This is a genomic window from Pseudarthrobacter sp. LMD1-1-1.1 (genome assembly GCF_040676255.1).
Lineage (GTDB): Bacteria > Actinomycetota > Actinomycetes > Actinomycetales > Micrococcaceae > Arthrobacter.
Window position 1 is genome coordinate 390,111 of record NZ_JBEGHP010000001.1, and the last position, 13,476, is coordinate 403,586.

12 protein-coding genes are annotated in these 13,476 nt (G+C 67.5%); all 12 read left to right on the forward strand.

Features of this window, described 5'->3' with window-relative positions:
• Complete coding sequence (locus tag MRBLMD1_RS01920; protein ID WP_364397032.1) at positions 1-1,623, forward strand: ABC transporter permease; 1,623 nt, start codon at positions 1-3, stop codon at positions 1,621-1,623.
• On the forward strand, positions 1,620-2,126 hold the full coding sequence (locus tag MRBLMD1_RS01925) for a GbsR/MarR family transcriptional regulator (RefSeq protein ID WP_224026770.1): 507 nt from the start codon (positions 1,620-1,622) through the stop codon (positions 2,124-2,126). Before MRBLMD1_RS01920 ends, MRBLMD1_RS01925 begins: the two co-directional genes overlap by 4 nt.
• Positions 2,123-3,139, forward strand: a complete 1,017-nt coding sequence (corA, locus tag MRBLMD1_RS01930) for a magnesium/cobalt transporter CorA (RefSeq protein ID WP_159636203.1) — start codon at positions 2,123-2,125, stop codon at positions 3,137-3,139. Before MRBLMD1_RS01925 ends, corA begins: the two co-directional genes overlap by 4 nt.
• Before the next feature lie 112 nt (positions 3,140-3,251).
• On the forward strand, positions 3,252-4,604 hold the full coding sequence (locus tag MRBLMD1_RS01935) for an Nramp family divalent metal transporter (RefSeq protein ID WP_364397035.1): 1,353 nt from the start codon (positions 3,252-3,254) through the stop codon (positions 4,602-4,604).
• A gap of 93 nt (positions 4,605-4,697) precedes the next feature.
• Entirely contained in the window at positions 4,698-6,158 is a 1,461-nt protein-coding gene (locus MRBLMD1_RS01940; protein WP_364397037.1) for an aminotransferase class I/II-fold pyridoxal phosphate-dependent enzyme, read from the forward strand.
• 37 nt (positions 6,159-6,195) lie between these two features.
• The gene (locus MRBLMD1_RS01945) at positions 6,196-7,236 is read left to right on the forward strand and encodes an o-succinylbenzoate synthase (RefSeq protein WP_364397040.1); all 1,041 of its coding nucleotides are present in this window, start codon (positions 6,196-6,198) and stop codon (positions 7,234-7,236) included.
• Positions 7,237-7,249: 13 nt separating this feature from the next.
• Positions 7,250-7,408 carry a hypothetical protein gene (locus MRBLMD1_RS01950; protein WP_364397042.1) on the forward strand — a complete coding sequence of 53 codons (159 nt, stop codon included), beginning with the start codon at positions 7,250-7,252 and terminating at the stop codon, positions 7,406-7,408.
• Positions 7,402-7,614 carry a hypothetical protein gene (locus MRBLMD1_RS01955; protein WP_364397045.1) on the forward strand — a complete coding sequence of 71 codons (213 nt, stop codon included), beginning with the start codon at positions 7,402-7,404 and terminating at the stop codon, positions 7,612-7,614. The genes MRBLMD1_RS01950 and MRBLMD1_RS01955 overlap by 7 nt, the downstream gene beginning before the upstream one ends.
• Before the next feature lie 172 nt (positions 7,615-7,786).
• Positions 7,787-9,853: a PhoX family protein gene (locus MRBLMD1_RS01960; RefSeq protein ID WP_364397047.1), complete on the forward strand. Its 2,067-nt coding sequence runs from the start codon at positions 7,787-7,789 to the stop codon at positions 9,851-9,853.
• Positions 9,854-10,125: 272 nt separating this feature from the next.
• Positions 10,126-11,547 carry an extracellular solute-binding protein gene (locus tag MRBLMD1_RS01965; RefSeq protein ID WP_224026766.1) on the forward strand — a complete coding sequence of 474 codons (1,422 nt, stop codon included), beginning with the start codon at positions 10,126-10,128 and terminating at the stop codon, positions 11,545-11,547.
• Positions 11,544-12,545, forward strand: coding sequence for a carbohydrate ABC transporter permease (locus tag MRBLMD1_RS01970; protein ID WP_224026765.1), 1,002 nt, complete (start codon positions 11,544-11,546; stop codon positions 12,543-12,545). Before MRBLMD1_RS01965 ends, MRBLMD1_RS01970 begins: the two co-directional genes overlap by 4 nt.
• Before the next feature lie 8 nt (positions 12,546-12,553).
• Positions 12,554-13,456, forward strand: coding sequence for a carbohydrate ABC transporter permease (locus MRBLMD1_RS01975; RefSeq protein WP_159631128.1), 903 nt, complete (start codon positions 12,554-12,556; stop codon positions 13,454-13,456).
• Positions 13,457-13,476: the final 20 nt, after the last annotated feature.

Here is a 13,476-nt window from a genome sequence, read left to right on the forward strand (position 1 = left end):
ATGGGCGTCCTCCTGGTCCTCTGGGGCCAGCGGATCCGCCGGGACCGCTGGCAGCTGCTGAGCTGGGTGGTGGCCATCGGTGCGTTTGCCATGTTCGCGGCCGCCGCCGTCACCCAGACCTACGGCAACGTGGCGAGCCGGACCGAGATCCTGCAGGTGGCCATTGCCACGCCCGCCATCCTGATGCTGCGCGGCCTGCCCCGGGGCGCAGACCAGGGCGCCTTCACGTTCTTCCTGATCTACGCGTTCATCGCCCTGCTGGCAGGCCTGATGAGCACCTTCCTGGCGGTACGCCACTCCCGGGCCGACGAGGAAAGCGGCGGCGCGGAAATGGTGGCCGCCACACCTGCCGGACGGCTGCTGCCCAACACCGCCACCCTGCTGCACGGCATCACGGCCAACATCCTGGTGGCGCTCGCAGTCTTTGCCGGGTTCATGTCGCAGGGCCTGGAGCCCCAGGGTTCCCTGCTCGCCGGCGCCGCGACGGGCGCCGTCGGCCTCGCTTTCCTGGGCGTGGGGCTGCTGGTGGCCCAGTTCATGGGGACCTCACGCGGAGCGAACGGCGTCTCCGCCGCGCTGGTGGTCCTGGCCTACGTCCTGCGCGGGATCGGGGACGCCACGGGGACGCCCGGCGCCAGCGGGACCACGATGACCGAAGGGGCGGCCAGCTGGTTCTCACCCATCGGCTGGGGCCAGCAGACCTTTGCGTACTCGGGCAACCGTGGCTGGCCGTTGCTGCTGCCGGTGGGGCTGGGCGCAGGCTGCCTCGCGGGGGCGTGGCTCCTCTTGGGCACGCGCGACAGCGGGGCCAGCGTCTGGGAAGCGCTGCCGGGACGGGCAGCCGCCCGGCGGGGCCTGAGCGGTCCCGTGGCCCTTGCCCTGCGGCTGCAGGCGGGATCCATCATCGGTTGGGGCTTCAGCGGCCTGGCCCTGGGCCTGCTGGCGGGGTCGCTCGGAAAGGCGATTGCCGCCGTCGACACCCCGGACACCAACATCACGGCGATGCTGCGCGCGATGCTCCAGTCGCAGGGAACCTCACTCACCCAGCTCATGGTGTCGGTGCTGTTCTCCATGGCCGGGGTCCTGGCTGCCGCGTGCGCCCTGCAGGCGGTGATCAGGCTGCGGCAGGAGGAAGCGGCAGGGACCGCTGAACTCCTGCTGTCCGCCCCGGTGGGACGGGTCCGGTGGCTGGCCGGCTACCTGCTGCTCGGCGGGGCTGCCGTGGTGCTGGTGGTGGGCCTGGCCGGAGTGGGCGCGTGGGCCACTCTCACCGGCACCGGCGATGAATCCATGCCTGCCGACGCCCTCTGGCAGACCGCCGCCGCCCAGCTGCCGGCGGCACTGATCTACCTGTCGGTTCCGGCACTGGTGTTTGTCCTGTGGCCCGCCGCCACCATCGCCGCCAGCTGGGCCTTGCTGGCCCTTGGGGTGATGCTGGGAATCTTCGGGGCCATGCTGGGCATTGACCAAAGCCTGCGCGACCTCTCGCCGTTCGCCCACACACCAGTGCCCCGCGGCGACGCGACGGACTGGAGCGGAGCATGGTGGATGCTGTTGATTTCCGCCTTTGCCGCCGCGCTGGCCGTTGCGGTGATGCGGCGGCGGGAGGTGGGTTCGGCATGAGCGCCGGCCCTGAGGTGGCGGCTGCCAGGGACACGCTGGCCACCGCGGCGTCCACCGCCGCCGCGGCCGAACGGACTGCGGCCGCGTTCGCCGCAGCAGGGTTCCCCAAGATGCCCGCCAGGACGCTGCTGGCGCTGGTGTCCTCCGAACAGGGGAGCCTCACGGCCGCCGAACTCGCGGACCGGCTGGGCGCCAGCGCCGCCGCGGTGTCCGGCGCCGTCCGGTACCTGCAGACCGTGGGCTTTGTGCACCGGATCTCGCAGCCCGGCAGCCGCCGCGACCTCTATGCCCTGCACGAGGACGAGTGGTACGTGGTGTCCATGCGCAACAGTCCCGTCTACGAGAAGCTGGCGGCACTGACCGATGCGACGGCGGAAACACTCCCGGAGGGCTCCCCGGCACGCGCCAGGGTGGCGGAGATGGCCAGGTTCTACCGCTTCCTGAAAGCGCGGATGCCGGCACTTTTGGACGAATGGGAGCGCGAGCGGGAGGGGGAGCGGTGACCATCATCGACAACGCCGTCTACGTGAACGGGCTGCGCACCGAGGACCCGGAAGACCTTGACGAGACGTACTTCCTGCTCCGCCAGCGCGAGGGGATGGCGTGGATCGGCCTCTACCGGCCGGACGCGGAAGAACTGCAGTCCGTGGGCGAGGAATTCGACCTCAACGCCCTGGCCATCGAGGACGCGCTCGCCGGCCACCAGCGGGCCAAGCTGGAGCATTACGGGGAGTGCTTGTTCCTGGTCCTCCGGCCGGCCCGGTACCGGGATGACGTCGAGAAGGTGGACTTCGGCGAGATCCACGTCTTTGTCGGCGATGAGTACGTGGTCACCGTCCGGCATGCCGAGTCGCCGGACCTGGCCAAGGTCCGCCGGCGCATGGAGGCCATGCCGGAGTTCCTGGCTCTGGGACCCGATGCCGTGCTGTACGGCATCCTGGACCAGGTGGTGGACGAATACGAGCCCGTGGTGGCCGGCCTGGAAAACGACATTGACGAAATCGAGGACGACCTCTTCGGCGCAGACCCCGATGTGTCCCGCAGGATCTACGAGTTGTCCCGCCAGGTCATCACCTTCCAGCGGGCCACGAGTCCCCTCGCGGGAATCCTGCAGGCCCTCATGGCCGGAACCCCGGACCGCGATCAGGCCACCGAACTCAGGGACCATTACCGGGACGTCCTGGACCACGTCATCCGGCTCAACGAACGGGTGGCTTCGTTCCGCGCCTTGCTCCAGAACGCGCTCGCCGTCAACGCCGCCCTGGTGGCGCAGCGGCAAAATGACGAGATGCAGCGCATGACCGAGTCCAGCTTTGAACAGAACGAGCAGGTCAAGCGCATCTCCTCCTGGGCCGCCATCCTGTTCGCCCCCACCCTGGTGGCATCCATCTACGGCATGAATTTTGCCAACATGCCCGAGCTGGCCTGGACCTACGGCTACCCGTATGCGCTGGGCCTGATGGTGGCCATGGGCCTGGTCCTCTACCTGGCGTTCAAGCACAACAAATGGATCTGAGCCGCCTTTCCTGAAACGCTCTTCCCAGATTCATGCCCTACCATGGGCTACGAATCCTAAGCTTGCTTAGTAGTGGGGGGCTTGGCAGCCGATCGCGAGCGGAGAAGACCGGATGAGCAAGGCCGAAACCACCGTGCCACCCCACGTTGAGGGCACGGCCCCTGGCGCAGCACGCAGGTCCCTCCTGCGCCGTTTCAGTTCACTCCTCGGCCCCGGCCTGGTGACCGGTGCCGCGGACGATGACCCATCGGGGATTGCCACCTATGCAAAGGCCGGCGCCACCTTCTCCAACAGCATGCTGTGGACCGCGCCGGTGGTCCTGCCCATGATGATGGCGGTCCAGGAGATCTGCGACCGGACCGCGCTGGCTACCGGCGAAAGCCTGGGCAGGCTGGCCCGGCGCAAGTTCACCCGCCGCCCGCGGGTGGTGATCGCCGTACTCATCATCGCCCTGCTGGTGGGCAACATCCTCAATGCCGCAGCGGACCTCATGGCAATCGGGCAGGGCATGCAAATGCTTGGCGCCGGCCCTGACCACCTCTGGAGTGCTGTAGCGGGAATCGGGATTGCCGTGGCGCTCATCAGCGGTTCGTTTGCTTTCATTGCGAGGGTCTTCAAATGGCTTTGCCTCACCCTGCTGGCGTACGTCGCGGTGCTGTTCGTGGCCAACGTGGATTGGCCCGACGTCCTTGAAGGCATGCTGGGCATGAAGTTCAGTTTCGCCCCTGAATACCTTGGCCTGGTGGTCGCCGTGCTGGGCACCACCATCTCGCCGTACCTGTTCTTCTGGCAGAGCGCCCACCGGGTCCAGGAACTGCGGGCCGAGGACCACGGCGGTGACGAGGCCGTGGGCCTGAAGGACCGGCCCGATGCTGCCGCCGCCGCCCACACCCTCCGGAAGGCCCGGGCCGACGTCTTCATCGGCATGGTCTTCTCGGTCCTGGTGATGTTCTCCATCATGGCGGCCACGGCAGCAACCCTGGGCAGGGACGGCACCGAGGTCAATACGGCAGCCGACGTGGCCAAGGCGCTGGACCCTGTTGTGGGGCCGGCCGCCACCGTCCTGTTCGCCGCCGGTTTCATCGGCACCGGCATCCTCGGCGTTCCGGTACTCGCAGCCTCCGGGGCAGCGGGGCTGGCCGGCCTGCTCGGCAGGGATTGGGGCCTTGACCTCAGCCCGCGGCGCGCCCCCTTGTTCTACACGCTGCTGGGGGTGGGCATTGTGGCCGGTGTCCTCATCAGCTTCTTCTCCTCCGACCCCATCGGACTCCTGGTCTTCAGCGCCACCGTCAACGGCATTGCCGCAGCCCCGTTCCTGGTGGTCACCATGCTGATCTCACGGGACAAAGCCATCATGGGCGAGTACCGCAACGGCAGGCTCGCAGCCACGCTGGGCTGGTTCACCGCCGCAGTCATGGTGGTGGCAGGCGCCGTGGGCGTCTGGACGACCCTCACCGGAGCGTAGCCCGGCCGCCGCACGGTACTGCCGCCGTCGTACGCGCCCCTTTGAAACCCGTACCGCGACCCTACTGACCGATCCAACGGAAGGAACAACAGCATGGACCACAACGAAGCGCCGTTGCTGGACGCACTGGACAGCTATCACAAGTTGGACCGCTACGGCTTCACCCCGCCCGGCCACCGGCAGGGCCGCGGCGCGGATCCCCGCGTCAGGGACATCCTCGGGGCCGACACCTTCCGCGCGGACGTCCTCGCCTCGGCAGGGCTGGACGACCGCTCCTCTTCCGGCGGATACCTGAAGAAGGCAGAGCAGCTGATGGCTGATGCCGTGGGCGCCGACCAGGCCTTCTTCTCCACCTGCGGCAGCTCGTTGTCCGTAAAGGCAGCCGTCATTGCCGTGGCCGCCGGCAAAGGTGATTTGCTGGTCAGCCGCGATGCCCACAAATCCATCACGGCCGGACTGGTGTTCTCCGGCATCCAGCCGCGCTGGATCCGGCCGCGCTGGGACCCCAACCTGCATATCGCCCACCCGCCGTCACCCGCGGATGTGGAGGAGATGTGGGAACGCTACCCGGATGCGGCCGGCGCCCTGATCGTCAGCCCCACACCCTACGGCACCTGCGCGGACATCGCCGCCATCGCGAAGATCTGCCACGACCGCGGGAAGCCCCTGATCGTTGATGAGGCCTGGGGTGCACACCTGCCGTTCCACGCGGACCTGCCCACCTGGGCAATGAGCGCCGGAGCCGACGTCTGCGTGGTGTCGGTGCACAAGATGGGCGCCGGTTTTGAGCAGGGTTCCGTCTACCACGTCCAGGGGGACCTGGTGGACGCCACGCACCTGTCCCAGTGCGCGGACCTGCTGATGACCACCAGCCCCAACGCCATCCTGTACTCGGCCATCGACGGCTGGCGCCGCCAGATGGTCCAGCACGGAACCGAACTCCTTGGCAACGCCCTGGGCCTGGCCAGGAGGCTGCGCAGCGACATCGACGCGCTCCCCGGGATCCATGTGCTCGAGGACGAGCTCCTCGCCGAGGAATCCTCGCACGACCTGGACCGGCTGCAGATCCTCATGGACCTTTCGGGACTGGGGATCAGCGGCTACCAGGCGGCGGACTGGCTGCGGGAAAACTGCCGGATCGACATGGGGCTCAGCGACCACCGCCGCATCATGGCCACCATGTCCATGGCCGACGACGACGCCTCGGCGGAGCGGCTGCTGGGGGCGTTGCGGGCCCTTATCGACGCCGCCCCGTCACTTCCGGCCCCGCCGGAGGTTTCCGTGCCCTCGCCGTCGGACCTGGAACTGGAAACGGTTGCCCTTCCCCGGGACGCCTTCTTCGGTCCCCGCGAGGATGTGCCCGCCCGGGAAGCTGTGGGACGGGTCGCTGCCGAGCAGATCACGCCCTACCCGCCCGGCATCCCGGTGGTTGTTCCGGGCGAAAGGATCAACGAAGCCGTCATTGAGTACCTGGAATCGGGGCTAAAGGCCGGGATGGTCCTGCCCGATCCGGCCGACCCGTCGCTGGGCACCATCCGGGTGGTGCGGGAGTGACCAGGCCGTACCCGGCCTGCCGCGTACAGTAAACGGCATGCCCAACCCCGGTCTCCCGCCCGCTCCTGCCAACCCGCCCCAAGCAGTTCCCCCGCTGGCGGAACTGCTGGCGGGAGCCCGCGTGGTCAGCCTGCCCATGCGGGTGAAGTTCCGCGGGATCATGCAGCGCGAATCCCTCCTGCTCCAGGGTCCCGCGGGCTGGGGCGAGTTCTGCCCGTTCCCGGAGTACGGCGACGCCGAAGCCTCCCGCTGGCTGGCTGCCGCCATCGAGGCGGGGTGGCAGGGTTTCCCGGCCCCGCTGCGGACGTCGGTTCCGGTCAATGCCACGGTCCCGGCCGTCGCCGCCCACCGGGTTGCGGACGTGCTGGCGCGGTTCGGCCGGGTGGACGCCGTCAAGGTCAAGGTGGCCGAGAAGGGGCAGTCACTGGACGACGACGTTGCACGGCTTCACGCCGTCCGCGCCGCTTTGCCGGATGCTGCCGTCCGCGTGGATGCCAACGGCGGGTGGGATGTTCCGGGCGCCGTGGAGGCACTGACGCGGCTGGCGCCGGTGGGGCTTGAGTACGCAGAGCAGCCGGTGCCGTCCATCGAAGGCCTGGCCGAGGTCCGGACCCGGCTCCGTGACGCCGGAACTCCCGTGCTGATCGCCGCGGACGAGAGTGTCCGCAGGGAGACCGACCCCCTCCGCGTGGCCCGGGCGGGCGCGGCGGACCTGATCGTGGTCAAGGTGGCACCGCTTGGGGGAGTGCGGCGCGCCCTGGACATCGTGGCACAGGCCGGACTTCCCGCCGTCGTCAGTTCAGCTTTGGACACGTCCGTGGGCATCCGCGCCGGGCTGGCGCTGGCCGCCGCCCTGCCGGACTTGCCGTACGCCTGCGGCCTGGGCACGGTGTCGCTGTTCGAATCGGATATCACGCTGGACCCCTTGGTGGCCGACGACGGCGCCATCCGCCTCCGCGACGTGGCCGCCGACGCCGGGCTGCTGGAGCGGTTAGCGGCTCCCGCTGAGCGGCGGGACTGGTGGCTGGACCGGCTCCGCCGCGTCCACGCCCTCCTCACCCCGTCGATTGCCGAGTAGGTAGGGTGTCGCCGTGCGCGGGGAGAAGCTGACAATGCGGGTGGGCTGGCTCTGCCTTGCTGCCGTCAGCGCCGGCATCCTGGTGTTCGGTGTGGTGGTTGCCCTGTTTCCGCCGGCCTGTACCGGGCGGACGGGCTGGCTTCGGCGGGACTGGGCCTTTTCGGTGTGCTGATCGTGCTGGTGCCCTACCGGCGGCGTGAACGATGGGCCTGGTACGCGCTCTGGTTCTACCCGTTCTTCTGGGCGGCGCATCTCATAGGGAACCTCCCTCCGGGCGACGACCACATCCACCAGATGGTCTTCATCGCCCTTTCGCTGACCGGGCTCCTGCTGCCGGCCCGCGCCTTCTTCCCGCCTAAACCATCGATTGCTGCGTAATTGTCGTTGTGGGGCTCCACAACGACAATTACGCAGCAGTCGATGAGGGATTTGGCAACGTTCCTGCAGGTCACGGGTGGTTAACCCTAACTTCATCAACTGGATGGGTTCCTGTAGGAAGCGGCTGGAAGGGTGATCGGGCACCCCAGAGAGATTCCTTGGAAGGTTCCCCATGTCTGAAACCGCCCGCAAGTTCACCCTGCTGCCCATGCTTGGCCATACCAAGGGCAAGCGCAGCCCCGTCACCTGTGCGCTCAAGTGCGACAACGCCTGCGCCGGCGACGTCTGCAACACCAGCTCCAACAGCTACTTCCGCGACATCGCCTCCGCGACCCTGTCCCGCCGCGCCGCCCTGGGCCTTGGCGCCGCCGGTGCGCTCGCCGTCGCCCTCGGTTCAGCCGTGAGCTCCGCCGAACCTGCCTCCGCCGCGGGCCTGTCCAAGGCCGCCAAGGAAGGCTTCGGCAACTCCAAGCTTCAGTTCACGGCCATCAAGCCGGTCGACAAGGCCGTCGACGCCTTCACCGTGCCGGAGGGCTTCACCTGGCAGCCGATCATCCGCTGGGGCGACCCGCTGTTCAGCGATTCCCCCGAGTTCGACCTGAACAACCAGACGGCAGCAGCCCAGGCCCGCCAGTTCGGCTACAACAACGACTACACGGACATCGTGGAAATCCCGGGCAGCAAGGGCCGCCGCGCGGTGCTGTTCACCAACCACGAGTACACCAACGAAAACATCATGGTGCCGGCCGGCTACGACCCTGTGGAAACCCGTGCCATCGGCCGCGCCGCACACGGCCTGGCCGTGGTGGAGCTGGAGCGCAAGAACACCACCAAGCCGTGGAACTACGTGAAGGGCGCGCCGCTGAACCGCCGCTACCTTTCTAACACCACCTACGAACTGACCGGCCCGGTTGCCGGCTCGGCGCTGGTGAAGACCGTGGCCGACCCGTCCGGCCGCGCCATCAAGGGCACGTTCGGCAACTGCTCCGGCGGCACCACCCCCTGGGGCACCATCCTCTCCGGCGAGGAAAACTTCAACGGCTACTTCGTCGCCGGCGGCACCTCAGCCAGCGACAAGCGCTACGGCCTCACCGCCAAGCCCACGGCACGCAAGTGGGAACTCGATGACCCCCGCTTCGACACCCGCAATGCCGGCTACGAGAACGAGGCCAACCGCTTTGGCTGGATCGTCGAAGTCGACCCGTTCGATCCCACCTCCACCCCCAAGAAGCGCTCCGCCATGGGCCGCTTCAAGCACGAGGGCGCCAACGTGATCGTGGCGGAATCCGGCCACGTGGTGGCCTACATGGGCGACGACGAGAAGTTCGACTACCTCTACAAGTTCGTCTCCAAGGACAAGTACGTGGAAGGCGACCGCAGGAACAACATGAACCTGCTCTCCGAGGGCGACCTCTACGTTGCCAAGTTCACCGGCAACTCGCCCGCCGCGGAGATCACCGGGACCGGGGCGCTTCCGTCCGACGGCGCGTTTGACGGGACCGGCGAATGGCTGCCCCTGGTGGTCGGTGGAAAGTCGGCAGTCCCCGGCATGTCCGTCGAAGAGGTCCTGGTGTATACCCGCCTGGCCGCGGACAAAGTGGGCCCCACCAAGATGGACCGCTGCGAGGACGTCCAGCCCAGCCTGCACACCGGCAAGGTCTACGTGGTCTGCACCAACAACTCCGACCGCGGCACCGGCACCAAGGAAGGCGCCACGGAGGTCAACCCGCGCACGCAAAACCGCGACGGCCACATCGTGGAAATCACCGAAACCGGCGACCAGACCTCCACGAAGTTCAACTGGACCCTCCTGATGGTCTGCGGCGATCCGGCGCAGGGCGATGTCACCTACTTCTCCGGCTACCCGGCGGACAAGGTCTCGCCCATCTCCTGCCCGGACAACGTGGCGTTCGACTCCGTGGGCAACCTCTGGATCTCCACCGACGGCGCCCCCTCCGGCATCGGCTACAACGACGGCCTCTTCAAGGTCACCTTGGACGGCGCCGAGCGCGGCAAGGTGGAGCAGTTCCTTTCCGTTCCCCGCGACGCCGAAACCTGCGGCCCGGTCATCCACGATGACGAGCGCACCGTGTTCGTCTCCGTGCAGCACCCGGGCGAGGAGGGCACCTTCGAGGCGCCGCACTCGTTCTTCCCGGACTACGTCCCGGCAGGCACGACGCCGGCACCCGGCCAGGTGCGCGCGCCCCGTCCCTCAGTGGTCCAGGTGTTCCGCGGCTAACCCCCGCCCATCCTGGACGCGCCATCACTTTTGGCCGCTTTTCCGGGGACGCGCCATCACTTTTGGCCGGCTTTCCGGGGACGCGCCATCACTTTTGGCCGCTTTTCCATCAACGCCCGCTCACTTTCTGCCCCTTCCGGCGGAACGGTGGGCGGGCGTTCCGGGGTTAAACGCCCGCCTTACCCAGCTGCCGGGGAAGCGCTCCATGTGATGCTTGACACGTGTTAGGTCCGTCATCTACAGTTCCTAACACGTGTTAGGAAGGAAATGACATGACCGGAGCCATAAACGGGCACCTGCGGGACATCACCCGCCGTACTGCCCTTGGTGCCCTCGGCGCGGGAATCATCGGAGCAACCGTGGCGTCGTGGCCGCGGCTCTCCGGAACGGACATTCCGGGCCGCGGAGACAACAGCCTCAGCATCGCCATCATGGGCACCGCCGCGGACGCCGCCGCCCGCCAGCGCGCCATCGACGCATTCACCCGCCTCCACCCGGACATCCGGGTCAAGGTCCAGGCCATCCAGGCCGTGGACTGGAAAGACTTCTTCACCAAGATCCTCACCATGGTGGCCGCGGGCACGCCGCCGGACGTGGTGTACGTAGCCACCGAGGGCGCCCAGCTGTTCGCCGAAAAGCTGGCCCACCCGCTGGACGAATACATCCGCCGCGACGCCGCGGACATGCGCGAATTCTTCGATGATGTCCACCCCAGCCTGGTGGAAGCCTTCATGTACAAGGGCAGCCTCTACCAGCTCCCCATGGACTGGAACGCGGCCAACATGTACTACAATACCGCCGCGTTTGCGCAGGCAGGCCTGGACCGGCCAGCGGACGACTGGACCCACATCGATTTCCGCAACAGCCTCGCCGCGATGCGCAAGGCCCGGACCTCTGACTTCACGCCCTACTACTGGACCAACAGGCTCTTCGGCGGCGTGGTGCCGTGGCTCTACGCCAACGACACCAGCTTCCTCAAGGAGACCAGGTCCGCGGGCGGCGACTGGCTCTGGGACGGCTTCTACGCCAACGACCCCTCCCGCAGCCTCCGCTCCGGCGGTTACCAGTGGCTGGAACCGAACGCCAACGACGACCGCGTGTTCGAGTCCTTCGACTACCTCCGGGGCCTGGTTAAGGACGGACTGGGCGTCCGGCCGGAAGAAGGCGGCGGCAGTTCCCTGGTGGGCCTGTTCGCCTCCAACCGCATTGGAACCACTCCCGCCGGCGGCTACTGGGTGCAGGGGCTGCACGAGGCCGGCATGGGCGCCAACGACTTCGACGTCCAGTTCTTCCCGCGCTGGAAGACCCAGCGCCACCAGTTTGGCACCGCCGGCTACGCGATCATGAAGACCGCCAAGGACAAGGACGCCGCCTGGGAATGGATCAAGTTCAGCTCCAGCCGCGAGGCAATGGAACTGATCTTCCCCAACCCGATCACCACGCCGGCGCGCCGCTCCATGGTCAACGAACAGCTGTACGCCGGCAAGGGCCCCGCCCACTGGAAGGTCTTCTACGACACCCTGGACCGGTTCCCCACCACAGGCCCCATCCCGGCACCACCCCAGCAGGCCGCCGTCGAAACGGCCCTGATGAAGAACGTATCCCTTGCCGTCAGCGGGGACGAGCAGCAGCTCAAGCAGGCCCTCGCATCCATGCAGCGCGACCTTGAACTTGCCCTGAGGAGGCAGTCATGAGCACCACCACCCCGCCCCGGGAACGGCCCGAGCGGGCGGCCGGCCGGGCAAGTACGACGACGGCCCGCACCAGCGGCGTCGGCGGCACCAGCGGTGCCTACAACGCCGGAGGCCGCAGCGGAGCCAGGCATAACCAGCGCTGGCTGGCCTGGATCTTCCTGGCACCCACCATCCTGGGCATGGGCCTGTTCACCCTGGTCCCCATCGTGGCCTCGGTTGTCTTGGCCTTCTTCCGCTGGGACATCATCTCGGCCCCCAGCTTTGTGGGCTTCGACAACTTCTCGGAGGTGGTCCAGGACCCCACCGTGAGGGTGTCCTTCCTGAACACCCTCGTATTCGTGGTGGTGGCCGTGGCACTCCAGCTGGGACTGGCATTGGCACTGGCGGTCATGGTGCAGGAGAAGATGCCGGCGTGGCTGCGGGTGTTCTTCCGGTCCGCGTTCTTCTTCCCGCTGATCCTGTCCGCCGCCTCGGTGTCCATCTTCATGCGGTACCTCTTCAATGAACAGTTCGGCGTAGTCAACTGGTTCCTGTCCCTGGTGGGCATCCCCGCCGTACCCTGGCTGACCACACCGGGCGGATCGGCCGCCGTCGTGATCCTGGTGTACGTCTGGCAGAACTTCGGCTTCTCCTTCCTCCTGTTCATCGGCGGCCTGGCCTCCATACCGGTCGAGACATATGAGGCTGCCGCGATCGACGGCGCCACCGGCTGGCGCAAGCACCTCCACGTGACGCTGCCGCTGCTGAGCCCCACCACCCTCGTCGCCTCCGTCATGGCCATCATCAGCGCCCTGCAGGTCTTCGACCAGCCCTACGTCCTGACCCGCGGCGGTCCCGGCGACTCCACCCGCACCGCCGTCATGGTGATTTTCGAATCGGCGTTCCAGCGGCTCGAATTCGGCCAGGCGTCCGCGATCGGCGTGCTGCTCACGCTGATCATCATGGCCATCACGGCCGCACAGTTCCGGCTCAGCAAACGATTCGTCTTCTACCAGTAAGGCCAGCCATGACAACCACAACTGACCACGGCCTGGCCGGACATTCACCCCGGCTCTCCCAAGGCCTCCCCGTCACCACGCCCAACCGGAAGAAGTTCAACTGGAGCTTCGCCGTCCGGACCCTCCTGCTGCTGCTCGCGGCCGCCCTCACGCTCGGTCCGGTGCTCTGGACGCTGTCCACGTCGCTGCGGTCGCCGTCGGAATCGTTCAAGCTGCCGCCGTCGTTCATACCCTGGAACCCGGACTTCACCTCGTACGGGGAGGTATTCAAGCAGCTGAATATCTTCCTGCTGGTCCTCAACAGCGCCCTGGTCACCGGAATAATCGCGGTGGGCCAGATGGTCTCCGCCGCCTTGGCCGGCTACGCGTTCGCGCACCTGAAATTCCGCGGACGCGGGGCGCTGTTCTCGATCGTGCTGGCCACGATGATGGTACCCGTGCAGGTGACGATCGTCCCCGTCTTCATGCTGATCCGCGGCATGGGCCTGTCCGACACCCTGCTCGCCCTGATCCTGCCGGCCATCCCGACGGCATTCGGCACGTTCCTGATGCGCCAGTACTTCATGGGGCTGCCGGCCGAACTCGCCGAAGCCGCCTCGATCGACGGCGCCAGCCCGTGGCGGACATTCCGTTCCGTGTACGCGCCGCTGGCGATGCCCGGCATGGCGATCGTGGGAATCCTCGCGTTCAACTTCCACTGGAACGAGTTCTTCCGCCCGCTCATCCTCACCATTTCCGAACAGAACTTCACGCTTCCCTTGGGTCTCGTGTCGCTCCAGGGAAACCTGGGCACCGGCAGCATCTCGGTGGTCCTGGCGGGCGTAGTCCTGTCCATGATCCCCGCGCTGGTGGTCTTCATCTTCGGCCAACGCGCCCTGCAGGACGGCCTCACGGCCGGAACCGGCAAGTAAACCTCCTTCCCTCCAGCCCG